This is a genomic window from Lentibacillus amyloliquefaciens (assembly GCF_001307805.1).
In the GTDB taxonomy this organism is placed as follows: Bacteria; Bacillota; Bacilli; order Bacillales; family Amphibacillaceae; genus Lentibacillus; species Lentibacillus amyloliquefaciens.
This window is the reverse complement of the sequence record NZ_CP013862.1, coordinates 1,708,301-1,721,205: the sequence shown is the minus strand read 5'-3', so window position 1 is coordinate 1,721,205 and position 12,905 is coordinate 1,708,301. Positions and strand designations below refer to the sequence as shown.

Genomic DNA, 12,905 nt, shown 5'->3' with positions numbered 1-12,905 from the left:
CGGATGAACAAGCACAAAACGAGCTCGTTTACGGGTGTAATGGTGTTATTGATTCTGTTAATTGTCGTTATGTTTTTTGTTACTTTGGGAACAGGCGTGATCAATATTTCGCCGCAGGAAGTCATTCGAACATTGCTGGGAAGCGGAACAGATCGGCAGGAACTGGTATTATTCGAGTTTCGTTTGCCAAGAATTGTTTTAGCCCTCTTAATAGGCACGGGTCTGGCAGTGTCCGGTGCTATACTGCAGAGTATCACGCAAAATGATCTGGCTGAACCAGGTATTTTGGGCATTAATACGGGAGCTGGATTTGCAGTTGTTTTATTCATATTCTTTTTACAGGATTCAATCGGCAGTGTTTTCTCTGTTCTTATTATGCCATTATTTGCGTTGTTAGGTGCTTTATTAGCAGCCCTGTTGATCTATGTACTGGCATGGAAAAATGGTGTCAACCCAATCAGGCTGGTGCTTGTGGGAATAGGTATTAATGCAGGATTCTCCGCGGCATTGGTTATTCTGCAGCTGAAGATGAACCCGCAGGACTTTCGCCAGGCAACTGTATGGCTGTCCGGCGATATATGGAATGCCAACTGGACTTTTGTGCTTGCGCTATTGCCGTGGATACTGATACTTGTCCCATACGCCCTTCAAAAATCGAACACACTGAATGTACTGAATTTTGGGGACGACATTGCAGAAGGACTTGGATCAAAAGTGGAAAGCGATCGACGTGTGCTGCTGATTATAGCGGTTGCCCTGGCCGGTGCAAGTGTTGCAGCCGGCGGTGCCATTGCCTTTTTGGGACTGGTTGTACCACATATTACCCGAAGAATTATCGGACCATTACATCAATATACCATTCCGATTTCAGCTTTGATGGGTGGCTTGCTTTTAATGGTGTCTGATACGATTGGGAAAAATTTATTGACACCAATGGAAATACCGGTTGGAATCGTTGTAGCCATTCTCAGTACCCCGTATTTTATATATTTGTTAATCAGGGAAAAATGAATTTTAAAGACAATAGCGGAATACCGGCATATACGGATAAAACAGGCAGCGGTTTTAGTCCTACTGTCACTATATTGCATCAATAATTATGAATGATTTTCAACAATATATCGGTAGGCATTGACTATCCATATAAAACGTTAATAATAGACTAAGAACACTTATCTCGCATATGAAGGAGTACATATATGAAACGTTTAATAATAATCATCGCTGTTTTAGCTCTGTTTCCGTGTTTAACAGTGCCGGTTTCGGCAGCTGGAGAAGAAGCGAATACAGACAGTGAAATATTTTATGATATTCTTGTGGACCGATTTAACAACGGGGATTCATCCCTGGATAAACAGGTCGACCTTGAAGATCCGCTGACTTATCATGGCGGTGATATTCAGGGCATCATCGATAAACTTGATCACTTGAAGGAGTTCGGCTACACGACTTTGATACTGTCACCGATTATGCAAAACGCCTCTGGTGGTTATCATGGGTATTGGATTGAAGATTTTTATCAAGTGGATGAACAATTTGGAACGATGGACGATCTGAAGAAGCTTGTGGAAGAAGCTCACAACCGCGATATGAAAATTGTTCTGGAATTTGCGACGAACTATGCCTCACAGACGCACGCAATGACGGAAGATCCTGCTAAAAGCGACTGGTTTGAAGAAAATGATGGCTCAGAAGCATCTTTCCGGTGGGCTGATGAGACGGTTATGCTGAACCAGGAAAATCCGGAAGTGCAGCAATTTCTAAAAGATGTGGCAGATTATTGGATTGAAGAAGCCGGGATAGACGGTTACAGATTTCATGCAGCTGATCAGGCTGATACTGAATTTTTAAATGATTTAACGGCACATATTCGTGATAACAACCCGAACTTCTATATGCTGGGCGGTATTCTAAATGAAGAATCAAACAGCGGTGATCTCATAGAAAACACGTCTATTCAAGCAGTTGAAAACAGTGAGCTGTTTGATCCGATGACGAATGTATTTGCTGAGGCGGGAACACCGCTTACCGAGCTTCATGAAGAACATCAGCAAAATGATATTCAAAAAGGCTTAAATTATGTGGACACGCCGTATACTGAGCGTTTTACCCAAAAGGCTCTGGAAAATGGGCGCACACCGTTGACAACGTGGAAACTGGCATTAACTTACCTGTATACAGCTCCGGGTGCACCACTGATTTATCAGGGGTCTGAAATACCGATGGGTGGCGCCGGTTTTCCTGAAAGCCAGAAGCTGGTCCAGTGGAACAGTGCCGACGAAGAGCTGGAGAAATTTACGAACCGCATTGCCAGTCTGCGCACAGAATTTCCGGCCTTGCAGTATGGCGATTATGAACTTGCAGGTTCGAGCGGGGCAATGAGCGTGTTCAAACGTTCTTATGAAGGCGAATCTGTCTATATTGCGATTAATAATGATACTGAATCACAGGTCATTCAAGTTGATAATATTGATGCCGGTAAACAGCTGGACGGGCTGCTTGGTGATAATATTGCACGGGACAATGGCGATGGAAAGTTCAATATCGGATTGCCGCGGGAGTCAGTCGAGGTGTATGTGATTGAGCCGGATACTGGAATTAACTGGGTAGTGGTTGCACCGATCGCTGGCATCTTTTTATTGTTCGTTGCAGGTGTTATTTATTTATCGAGAAAGCAGAAAAGGCGGGAAGCTGATGCGTAATGCACAGTTTCCGCCTTTTTAAATCGTGAAATTGGCTGGTTCGGCGGTTTCTTTAAGTCTGACTTCCGGTATTGTATCTCTGGAAAGCCGAATTTTTCATGACTCATGCAAACTCAAACTCATGGGAAGACACTGCGCCCTGCCGATGCAAGTAATAATAGATCTTCCGATAAGCGATGATATCGATTTCACCCGTAATGTATTTTTGCTGATAAAAATCCAGCAGGGCGTTAATGGATTCCGGCGGCTGATTCCGGTCGGTTTCAAAAATGGTTATGAGTTCAAATATACTCAACGAGGTCACTCCTTTTTTCGTTTCAAGTACGGGTTGTCTTAATAAACTATATGGCTCGATTTCCGAAATCATGACTGAAATATTTTTGAATATCTGTACTGTTTTGGCCGGTTTATAAAGTGAATCTTCAATCAGTGGGGGGTCTTTCTTCCCCCACTGATTGTTAGATGAACGAATCGGACATTTACTGGAAGCCATCCCCCACCTAATCTTCATCGTACACGCGAACATTTGAGGTAGGGGTCTTACTGCCATGAAAATCCAAAGTTATTTTCATCCTAATTGGTGAATCTTTGATTCATGGATGGCTGCCAGTTACATGCGGGATAAACGAAAAAGGATTTAATCGAACTGAAAAAGGGTATCCGAATGTACTGGATACCCTTAAATGAATTGAAGATTTTGATTGGACGCCTGGAGACTTATTTGTTCGGCCCTCCATTTTTTACATTGCTTGAGCATTAGAACAGTTACTTATAGTCGTTGTTTAAAAAGAAAATAGCAATTGTGCCCGGACCGGCGTGCGCACCGATTGTTGATCCGACCATTTCAATCAGGATGTCCTCCGGGTTGAACTTCTCTTCGATAGCATCTGCTATTTTTTTGGCTGTTTCATAGTCATCGCCATGACTGATGCCAATGGTCTGATTGGAAAAATCTTTGCCGCGTTCCTCTATAATATCGAACATGCGTTTGTGTAACTTTTTGGTGCCGCGGATTTTTTCGAGCGGTATAAGCTTTCCGTCATCCACATGCAGAATCGGCCTGATTTTAAGGAATGATCCGACAAATGCGGCTGTTTTACTGACACGTCCGCCGCGGTACAGATATTCAAGATCATCGACAGTGAAAATATGTTCCATGTATTTGGCGTGGTAGACGGCCGTTTCCATGATTTCATCAGTCCCTGCCCCGTCTTTGGCAAGTTGTGCGGCACGAAGAACAACAAGTCCGTAACCGATTGAAGCACATTTTGAATCCACAACATGCAGTTCAGCTTCGGGATAAGATTCCTTGACTTCCTGTTCCATCATTTTCGCGGTTTGGTATGTACCTGAGAGCTCTGATGAGAAGGCAAGATATACTAAAGGTTGATTTTCTTCAGCATAGGATGTAAAAATAGCTTTAAAGGCTTGTGGCGATACTTGGGACGTTTTCGGGGTTTTGCCTTCCCGCATCGCGTCATAAACAGTTTTTGGTTTTATTTCAATACTGTCTTTATATTCCTGATCGTCCAGGTGAACCGTTAAAGGTACCATTTCAATGTCATATGTCTTATAATGATTCTCGGACAGATCACATGCGGAGTCTGCGAGGATTTTTACAGTCATTTTTTCACCCTCATTCACTGGAATTAGTTATTATTTTAGTTTAAAGCTATCTTGAAGAATAGTCAAAAAAATAATCATTGCTGTAGGATTAAAGGGAGGGCATTTTAGTGTTTTTAGTTGAAGCAAAACGAGTCATTATTGTGATTTTAGGCGCGGTGCTGAATGCGCTGTCGCTGAATCTGTTCCTGATATCCGCTAATGTTTACGCCAGCGGTTTTACAGGTGCAGCTCAGTTGTTTTCCAGTATTTTTAATGATTTTTTGGGAATTGGTTTATCAACCGGTATTATTTTATTCGTATTGAATATTCCGGTTGCCATATTAGGTTGGTATAAAGTCGGAAAAGGATTCACAATCTACAGTATCATTTCAGTTATTGTGACGACTTTCTCCCTTGAAGTTCTGCCGGTTTTTGAGCTATCTGAAGATATAATGTTAAACGCTGTTTTTGGCGGTGTCCTTGGCGGTGCTGGTGTTGGGCTGACATTGCGGCATGGTGCTTCGACAGGCGGTATGGATATTGTGGCAATGGTGCTGTCCCGTATGAAGGACAGACCAATTGGGATTTACTTTTTAACGTTGAATTCGGTCATTATTGCCATGGCCGGGCTTCTTTATGAGCCGGAAAACGCGTTGTACACTTTGCTGACGCTATATGTGACAACCCGCATTATTGATGCGCTGCATACACGTCATTCAAAAGTAACGGCTATGATTGTCACACATAAACCGGAAGAACTGCAGAGTGCCATTCATAAGACGATGATGCGCGGTATTACGATTATACCAGCAAAAGGTGCTTATGCACGTGATGATAAAAGTATGATGTATCTAGTTGTGACCCGTTTTGAGCTATATGATCTTGAACGGATTATCGGGGAAGTTGATCCGAATGCATTCACGAACATTGTCCAGACAACCAACGTCTTCGGGTCATTCAGAAAGGATTAATATAGTCTTTAGAACCATGCAAGGAGGAACAGTTCAATTATGGCTTACAGCTATGCGCTGGCCATAATTGAACTGTTTTTTGTATGTTCTTTTTTAAATTCTGTTGAACTTCGCAGTCGATGTTAAGTGCTATGTTGATTTCCGTTCCGGGCAGTCGCGCACCTAAGGGCAACGCTGTAGCCTCCTCAGAAGCAAAACACTTCCTGCTCAGGCCCTCGAGAAACCGGATCGGAGACATTTCACAGCGATTCAAGCAGTAAAAGGGACTCGAGAGGTCGATTCGGAGACATTTCACAGCGATTCAAGTAGTAAAAGGGACTCGAGAGGTCGATTCGGAGACATTTCACAACGATTCAAGCAGCAAAAGGGACTCGAGAGGTCATCTCGAAGACATTTTACAACGATTCAAGCAGCAAAAGGGACTCGAGAAGCTGCCCGCTTTCACACAGGAGTCGACTGCCCTTCACCTAAAGTTACTTCGCAGTTTATTTAAGTTGTGACAAAAATCAGTTTAAACAAGAGCCTTATGAATACGTGAATACTGAAACTTTTCCTTTATTTGGTCGTATAGTTATGTAAGAGACGAATGAATTTGTTTAAAAATCCGTCGTGATGTATTCCTGGCTTCAGGGGGAGGTTATTAAATGGGTCAAAAGACATTGAAAGTAATGAGAAGGAAGCAAGCAGCCATCACAAACGCTTTAATTATAGCTCTCTTTATGATTTATATAACAATTATGAGCATGTTTGAGATAACAGAATCACAAATGTTTTTTATATTAGGACTCATTATTTTAGCGAATACTCTGATGCGTTGGATTAAACGAAAGTCAACGAAATCAATCTTTCCCGTTTTTGAGCAAGTCGCATCCTATGAAAAGCAAAAGATGGGAAGTGAGTGGAGAAAACAATATAACTCAGGCTTAATTATGAACTTCCTTTTGAGCGGTATATTTTTGCTTCAGTCTAACTGGCTCAGTGGATCAACTGATACAGTTGTCCGGACGGATGCCGGTTTTATGCTGGTGACAATTTTGTTTTTGGTGGTTTTGGTCAATACTTCATTATATTTACATGTAAGAAAAGTTGATGATTCACAATCGGCATCGGATTTTAGGGGCTACACCTTGAAGTCCAACCTTATTGGGATTGTGGCAGGATTAGCAGCCGCCCTTACGTTATCTATTGGACTCATCTTTTATGTCATGACTTTTAGTTAGGCTGTAGACTCTGTATGGGTGCCGGGAATAATAACCTCAAAACCATAAAAAAACATCAAATTGACTTTGCAATTTGATGTTTAATTAAATCATTTGTTTTTTAATGACCCTTATGTATTTTTAGTAGCCGTATGCCTCAATGACATCGATTACTTTAGGCTCTAATTCGTCCCATTCAACATCGAATGCTTTGTTGATGGTAATGAAATTTTGGTAGCCAAAAACGTTATCGACACCGTTTACTTCCATCAGGTCGTTTAAAATGTCATGCTCACTGGTGTCGCCAGGCATTACTGAGATACTGCTGTCCCCTTCAAAAATCAGACTGTCGGTTGTAAACTTCAACGCATTTGGGTTTGGTGTAGCTTCAGCTCTTACGCCCATAGGTTTGTCCCTCCATTTTCAATCGTGCTTAATTTTTATTTTAACAGAAATATGACGAAAAGGGAAACACCCTTGCCGTGTGTTCGACAAGGGTGCCTAAAAGCATGTTAGAATCCCGAGCTTCATCTCAATCGATGAATGGTGGATCGTTAACATGCCGAAAAATCATTTTCGCTGCGGCACTGTTTGTTTACCGGCAGCTTTCACGGAGGTTATTGCAATTGATTATTTTGTCTCAATTGCTGCTCAAGTTGCTGCAGCTGCTGTTGTTCTTCAGGCGATGCCTGGTTTCTGGCAGCCTGAATTGCATTCTGCGCAGCCTGCTGTTCCTGCTGGTTGGCATTGCCTTGAGCATTGGTTAATTGATTGACGGCATTTCTGGCGCGCTGCATGAGATTGTTGTTTTGCTGCTGTGCCATTTTTAAACCCCTCCTAACGTGTTGCGGTCAGCTTGATCCTGTGTTTCTTTTACATCAGAGTAACGCGATCTGTACGGAAAAACCTCATCATGCTTTCGGACGGAATCAGCACTATGCTGGCTGAATCGTCGTGATTTGCTTTGTTTTCCCATCGGTAATTCCTCCCTTGGAATACACCATTCCAGACGCAAGTTGCCTCTTGTGCTGGAAAATCATCAAAACAAATAAGAAGTGAACGCTATCTTGGCGTTCACTCGTAGTGTGGTCTTATATTTAGCTTATATTACAGGAAATTTTTAGAGGTTGGTAAGTTTGGGCGACTTAATGCCGCTGGATGAGAGCTTTAAATAATCATCCAAGAATGTTCCGATTCCATCGTTTTCGTTATCGTCAGTCACGTGTTTGGCAACAGATTTCAGCTCAGTGATGGCATTGCCCATCGCGACACCAACGCCGGCATAATCAATCATTTCCAAGTCATTATCTTCATCGCCGAATGCAATAATTCGTTCTTTCGGTATATGGTAATAGTGGGCAATCTTTTGCAGTCCCACTGCTTTATTTAAACCTTTTTTGACGATCTCAATGATATTCCAGGGCGCGCCCCATTTCCGATGTTCGATTAGCTCGGCATGGTAATCATTAAGATGACGTCGTATTTCATTAATGTTTTCTTCTTTCGGATGAATCAGCACTGAAGTTGGATCTTCCCGGAGTTTATTTTTTAGGCTTCCGATTGTGAAAGGCGAGTCCTGACGGGAGGAGTGGAAAATATTAATGATTTTTTCATCATATTGGTCCAAATAAACGTTGTCCATCACTTCAGCCACAATATTATTCACATTGAGATCATAACATGCATCAACAATTCCGTGGGCTGTTCTCACCGGCATCGGGTTATGAAGCACATCCCATTTTTTATCGGTCGGATGATGGACTAATGCACCGTTAAAATTGACCATAGGTGTTTTAAGTCCAAGTGTATGATAATAATCGATGCTTGCACGATGCGGTCTTCCGGTTGCGATGACAACGATATGGCCTTCCTCAAGTACTTTTTTTATCGCTTCTTGATTGCGCAGACTGATTTCTTTGTTGTCAGTCAGCAATGTTCCATCGAGATCCAATGCGATTAGATGCTGTTTTTCCATAGATTTTCACCTCGTATGCTATTTAGTTTATAAGTGATAACGTTATATGTAAAGGCATTCGTTTGCATTTTACAAAAATTTCATATTATGATAAGAAGTACAGTTACTTTGATGGGAGAGAAACCAGTCATTATGATAGGCGTATTTAACGAAACCATTGCAGCTGTTCCGTGTTTAGTTATTGTCGACCGGACAAAAGAAAATGAAGCACTGCCAACGATTACATATTTTCACGGGTTTACCAGTGCCAAAGAACATAATTTGCCACTTGCTTATTTGCTTGCAGAAGAAGGCTTTCGGGTAATTTTACCTGACAGTATGCTCCACGGCGACCGGGAACAGAAGGTATCCGGCAAAAAGAGGCAAATATCATTTTGGGACATTGTGATGCAGAATGTAGTGGAACTGAAAGATATTAAAACTGAGCTGGATTCAAAACAGCTTGTGCTGGATGGCCGCTTTGGAGTTGCCGGTACAAGTATGGGCGGCATTACAACTGCGGCCGCTCTGACTCAATATCCATGGATTACCACAGCAGGCATTCTCATGGGGTCACCAAAAATAAAAATATACGCGAAGACACTAGTGGACAGCTTTAAAAAAATGGGCGATCTGCCTGTTACCGACGAAGTGATTGGTCATTTATACGGACGACTTGAGCATTATGATCTATCCAGGCAAATGGACAAGCTGAATGAACGGCCACTGCTCTTCTGGCATGGCGAAAGTGATCCGGTTGTACCATTTGACCACTCCTATACATTTTATGACGAAGCGAAACACTATTATACCAATCAGGAAAAAATTCATTTTATCAAGGAAGAAAATCGCGATCATAAAGTGAGCAGATATGCTATACTGGAGACAGTCAAGTGGTTCAAGCAGCATTTATAAAGTCCGGTAAAAGCGTCTCTGTTGAAATGTTATCATAATCTGCCGCACCACAGACTGTGGAAGCAATGTGTGATTAAAATCATTTAAATATGAGTCGGAATATGTTTAAATAAAACTATGAAGAGTGAAGGAGGGATTGTCATGGAAGCAGCTCTCGAAGAAAATATCATGGGTGCTCTTGAGAATGTTATTGACCCTGAATTGGGAATTGACATTGTCAACCTAGGGCTTATTTACGGAGCAGATCTTGATGATAATGGCGTTTGTACCGTTACCATGACGCTGACAGCAATGGGCTGCCCGCTGGCAGCTCATATTGAGCAGGATGTCAAGCGTGCACTTTCAGATATTCCGGAAGTTCAAGAGACCGAAGCGAACATCGTCTGGGACCCGCCATGGGATAAAGATAAAATGTCCCGTTATGCCAAGATTGCACTTGGTATTCCGGATTAAGTTTTAAAATAAGGTTGATTCATCACAGTGAATCGGCCTTTTTTTTAATATGCTTTGTTAACAGCTTTTTAAAACCATTTTTATGGAAATCAGCAAATGGAGTTGTTTTCATGCAAATTTGTCAGATAGCCGGTTACAAAAGGTCCGGGAAAACCACGCTCATAAATCAGCTGATCCGGTATTTTTCCGAAACAGGGTTAAACGTCGGATCATTAAAACATCATGGACATGGCGGTGAGCCGGATATGCGAGCGGGGACAGACAGCCAACAGCATCTGGAATCAGGTTCGGTTATCAGTGGTGTACAGGGAGAAAACCTGACACAGCTGACGCTTAATACGCCATTTGAACTGAAGGATTTAATTGAAATGTACAGCAAATTTTCCCTTGATGTATTATTGGTCGAAGGGTACAAGACATACGAATATCCTAAAATTGTACTTATTCGACATGAAACGGACCTGTCGCTTTTGCATGAGCTTTCGAATATAATAGCTGTAGGGGCTTGGGATATGGATATAGTAGAGGACAAGAGCTACCCCATTTTTGACATGACTCATCTGCAAAAAGATAGAGCCGTAATCGCCGAACAGATAAGAAGGGGTGCTAATGGATAAAAAAGTATGGCTGACACAAGAACCGATTGACCCGAATAACTGTATCGAGAAAGTTACCCGCAACGAAGCGGGTGCCGTCAACACATTCATCGGAACTGTTCGAGAATTCACAAAAGGAAAACGGACATTATTCCTGGAATATCAGTCTTATGTGCCAATGGCTGAGAAGAAATTGGCGCAAATTGCTGATGAAATTGAGGAAAAGTGGGGAAATACCGACACTGCTATTGCACATCGAATCGGCAGGCTTGAGATTACCGACATAGCGGTTGTTATTGCTGTTTCAACGCCTCACCGCGCGGATGCATTTGAAGCAAGCCGTTATGCCATTGAACGGATTAAAGAAATTGTGCCGATTTGGAAAAAAGAACATTGGGAAGATGGAACACAATGGATAGGCGATCAAAAGGAAAATACGTCTTATGATAAAAAAATTCCATCCGAGGAGGAGATGTACAATGATTAACGTTCTGTTTTTTGCAGAGCTTCAGGAAGCTGCCGGAAGTGAAAAGGTTGATGTGGAAGCAGATGGCTTATCCGTGAATGAACTTAAAACGAGGCTGAAGTCAACGTTTGACCTGGCTAATCTGGATAATGCTATGACAGCGGTTAATGAAGAGTATTCCAATGAAGACACGATGTTAAAAAGCGGTGATATTGTAGCATTTATTCCACCGGTCAGCGGCGGATGAATTTATCGGTTACAGCTAAGACACTCAAAACGTTTTATATCCGGGTTTAACGTTATTTGAAGGAGGAGAGTGTCAATGAATAAATATCAAAAAATCACGGTGTATATTTCTGCAGTCGTGCTTGTTTTCTTTTTATTGTTGTCGATTTTTACCGGTAGATGGGGCTTCTTTCTGTGGAGCTTGCTTCCTGTTTTCATGAATCTTTCAGTAGCGTTTACCGTGAAGGATGATAAGCAATCCCGGGAAAAGGATTCTGCTAAATAATACACACCGCAAAACTTTAAATTCCCCGACGAATTATGCAATTCCTTATTGACGCGATGGACTAAGTTAGTGTAGGATATATCATAATATTTTTATAAATACATTTTTTGTCACATCTTGACATCACAATGCAATTTGGAAAGTTCAGGGAGGTGAAGCAGTCTTAATAAAGCAATACATAGGTAAAGTGATGTCGGGAGAAAAAATTGTCTATTGTTCTGGTTACACAGAGGGCGAGGATTTTATTTAGACATGATTGCTTTAATAATTTAAAGTGGGAAAGCAATGTAAAAATAATTTTTTGATAATTCTTGCAAGGGGGAATTGATATGAAAAAATGGGTTCAAATTATGATAGTAGGTGCAATTATAAGTCTATTAGTTGCTTGCGGATCTGATGAGGCCTCTTCGGAGGAAGACTCATCAGCTGAAGGGGCTGAAACCTACCAAATAGGTGCCACACAAATTGTGGAACACCCGTCATTGGACCAGGCATATGAAGGGTTCAAGGCCGCACTGGAAGATGAAGGGTTAGATGTGGAGTATGATTTCCAAAGCGCCCAAAACGATCAGAACAATGTCAAACCTATTTCTGATAATTTTGTTGCAGACGATGTTGATCTGATATTTGCCAATTCCACCCCGAGTGCGCTTGGAGCACTGCAGGCAACGGAGGATATTCCGATTCTTTTCACATCAGTAACAGATGCTGTTGGGGCTGGGTTAGTGGAATCAATGGATGAGCCTGGTGACAATATTACAGGTGTACTTGACCTTCACCCGGAAGCTATAAACAAGACGGTTGAATTTATTGCTGATAATTTCCCGGATGCTACAGTAGGTACCGTCTATAATGCAGGTGAGCAAAACTCTGTTGCACAAATTGACTCTGTCAAGAAAGCAATGGAGGGAACAGGTTTAAGTCTGGAAGAGAGGACGGTTGCCAACGCCTCAGAAGTAAAGGATGCAGCAACAACATTGGTTCAGGATGCAGATGTATTTTATATCATTACGGATAACACGGTTGTCTCTGCATTAGATAGTGTCGTAGGTGTTGCGAATGAACAGGATATCCCATTAATGGTCGGTGAGCCTGATTCGTTAAAAGGCGGCGGATTTGCCACTTACGGCATTGATTACCATACAATCGGCTATCGTACCGGTGAAATGGCAGCAGAGATATTAACTGGGGAGAAAACCACAAAAGATATCCCGGTAGAATATCCGCCGGAACTTCAGCTGTTTATCAATGAACAGGCTACCGAGGAACAGGGAATTGAGTGGAGTGATAACTGGGACGAAGAAGCTGAGCTTGTTGAAGGTGAATAAGAACAAAAGGCTCTTTCCAAATTCTTTGTAGCTTTACTGCTCCAGGTGACATTAAGCGAAACTTAATTCAGCGGAATTGATGTAAAGTGTGAAGTAAAAATTTCATTAGACTCTCTAGCGACGCAGCTGGAATATACTCGCTTTCCGTGGGCTTACCACGAGCCTCCTCGCTCGCAAAAACCGCTCACTGCGGGGTCTCTTTGGC

General features: G+C 42.1%; 17 protein-coding genes. 11 read left to right on the top strand and 6 right to left on the bottom strand.

All coding sequences use genetic code 11. The features are described from left to right. Positions 1-3 precede the first annotated feature (3 nt). Together AOX59_RS08650 and AOX59_RS08645 are read left to right on the top strand one after the other, a co-directional pair. On the top strand, positions 4-1,011 hold the full coding sequence (locus AOX59_RS08650) for a FecCD family ABC transporter permease (RefSeq protein ID WP_418000787.1): 1,008 nt from the start codon (positions 4-6) through the stop codon (positions 1,009-1,011). Between the two features lie 188 nt (positions 1,012-1,199). Further along, positions 1,200-2,702 carry an alpha-amylase family glycosyl hydrolase gene (locus AOX59_RS08645; RefSeq protein ID WP_068444683.1) on the top strand — a complete coding sequence of 501 codons (1,503 nt, stop codon included), beginning with the start codon at positions 1,200-1,202 and terminating at the stop codon, positions 2,700-2,702. 103 nt (positions 2,703-2,805) lie between these two features. On the opposite strand, the gene yppF is transcribed toward AOX59_RS08645, so the two are convergent. Both yppF and AOX59_RS08635 read right to left on the bottom strand, forming a co-directional pair. Beyond that, positions 2,806-3,213 carry a YppF family protein gene (gene yppF / locus AOX59_RS20270; RefSeq protein ID WP_237049400.1) on the bottom strand — a complete coding sequence of 136 codons (408 nt, stop codon included), beginning with the start codon at positions 3,211-3,213 and terminating at the stop codon, positions 2,806-2,808. A 254-nt stretch (positions 3,214-3,467) separates the two neighbouring features. After that, positions 3,468-4,328: a DegV family protein gene (locus AOX59_RS08635; protein ID WP_068444680.1), complete on the bottom strand. Its 861-nt coding sequence runs from the start codon at positions 4,326-4,328 to the stop codon at positions 3,468-3,470. 107 nt (positions 4,329-4,435) lie between these two features. Between AOX59_RS08635 and AOX59_RS08630 the strand changes: the two genes are divergently transcribed. After that, entirely contained in the window at positions 4,436-5,278 is an 843-nt protein-coding gene (locus AOX59_RS08630; RefSeq protein WP_068444678.1) for a YitT family protein, read from the top strand. Between the two features lie 644 nt (positions 5,279-5,922). Beyond that, complete coding sequence (locus AOX59_RS08625) at positions 5,923-6,498, top strand: hypothetical protein (RefSeq protein ID WP_068444675.1); 576 nt, start codon at positions 5,923-5,925, stop codon at positions 6,496-6,498. Between the two features lie 120 nt (positions 6,499-6,618). Here the strand turns inward: AOX59_RS08625 and AOX59_RS08620 are convergent, their stop codons facing one another. From AOX59_RS08620 to AOX59_RS08610, 4 genes are all read right to left on the bottom strand, one after another. Beyond that, positions 6,619-6,882: a NifU N-terminal domain-containing protein gene (locus AOX59_RS08620; RefSeq protein WP_068444672.1), complete on the bottom strand. Its 264-nt coding sequence runs from the start codon at positions 6,880-6,882 to the stop codon at positions 6,619-6,621. 212 nt (positions 6,883-7,094) lie between these two features. Next, on the bottom strand, positions 7,095-7,301 hold the full coding sequence (locus tag AOX59_RS08615; protein ID WP_068444670.1) for a DUF3813 family protein: 207 nt from the start codon (positions 7,299-7,301) through the stop codon (positions 7,095-7,097). Between the two features lie 2 nt (positions 7,302-7,303). Then, positions 7,304-7,453 carry a hypothetical protein gene (locus tag AOX59_RS20010; RefSeq protein ID WP_169792869.1) on the bottom strand — a complete coding sequence of 50 codons (150 nt, stop codon included), beginning with the start codon at positions 7,451-7,453 and terminating at the stop codon, positions 7,304-7,306. A gap of 144 nt (positions 7,454-7,597) precedes the next feature. After that, positions 7,598-8,452 (bottom strand): Cof-type HAD-IIB family hydrolase, encoded by an 855-nt coding sequence (locus AOX59_RS08610; protein WP_068444667.1) that lies wholly within the window; start codon positions 8,450-8,452, stop codon positions 7,598-7,600. Positions 8,453-8,584: 132 nt separating this feature from the next. Between AOX59_RS08610 and AOX59_RS08605 the strand changes: the two genes are divergently transcribed. The 7 genes from AOX59_RS08605 to AOX59_RS08575 all read left to right on the top strand — a co-directional run bounded on the left by AOX59_RS08605 (position 8,585) and on the right by AOX59_RS08575 (position 12,700). Continuing rightward, positions 8,585-9,346 (top strand): serine aminopeptidase domain-containing protein, encoded by a 762-nt coding sequence (locus tag AOX59_RS08605; RefSeq protein ID WP_068444664.1) that lies wholly within the window; start codon positions 8,585-8,587, stop codon positions 9,344-9,346. A gap of 141 nt (positions 9,347-9,487) precedes the next feature. Further along, positions 9,488-9,799 carry a metal-sulfur cluster assembly factor gene (locus tag AOX59_RS08600; protein ID WP_068444662.1) on the top strand — a complete coding sequence of 104 codons (312 nt, stop codon included), beginning with the start codon at positions 9,488-9,490 and terminating at the stop codon, positions 9,797-9,799. A 110-nt stretch (positions 9,800-9,909) separates the two neighbouring features. Further along, the gene (gene mobB, locus AOX59_RS08595) at positions 9,910-10,416 is read left to right on the top strand and encodes a molybdopterin-guanine dinucleotide biosynthesis protein B (protein ID WP_068444660.1); all 507 of its coding nucleotides are present in this window, start codon (positions 9,910-9,912) and stop codon (positions 10,414-10,416) included. Then, positions 10,409-10,882, top strand: a complete 474-nt coding sequence (locus tag AOX59_RS08590) for a molybdenum cofactor biosynthesis protein MoaE (protein WP_068444658.1) — start codon at positions 10,409-10,411, stop codon at positions 10,880-10,882. The genes mobB and AOX59_RS08590 overlap by 8 nt, the downstream gene beginning before the upstream one ends. Beyond that, positions 10,875-11,108, top strand: a complete 234-nt coding sequence (moaD, locus tag AOX59_RS08585; RefSeq protein ID WP_068444654.1) for a molybdopterin converting factor subunit 1 — start codon at positions 10,875-10,877, stop codon at positions 11,106-11,108. The genes AOX59_RS08590 and moaD overlap by 8 nt, the downstream gene beginning before the upstream one ends. Before the next feature lie 75 nt (positions 11,109-11,183). Next, positions 11,184-11,372 (top strand): hypothetical protein, encoded by a 189-nt coding sequence (locus AOX59_RS08580; protein WP_068444652.1) that lies wholly within the window; start codon positions 11,184-11,186, stop codon positions 11,370-11,372. 329 nt (positions 11,373-11,701) lie between these two features. After that, the gene (locus AOX59_RS08575) at positions 11,702-12,700 is read left to right on the top strand and encodes an ABC transporter substrate-binding protein (RefSeq protein ID WP_068444650.1); all 999 of its coding nucleotides are present in this window, start codon (positions 11,702-11,704) and stop codon (positions 12,698-12,700) included. Positions 12,701-12,905: the final 205 nt, after the last annotated feature.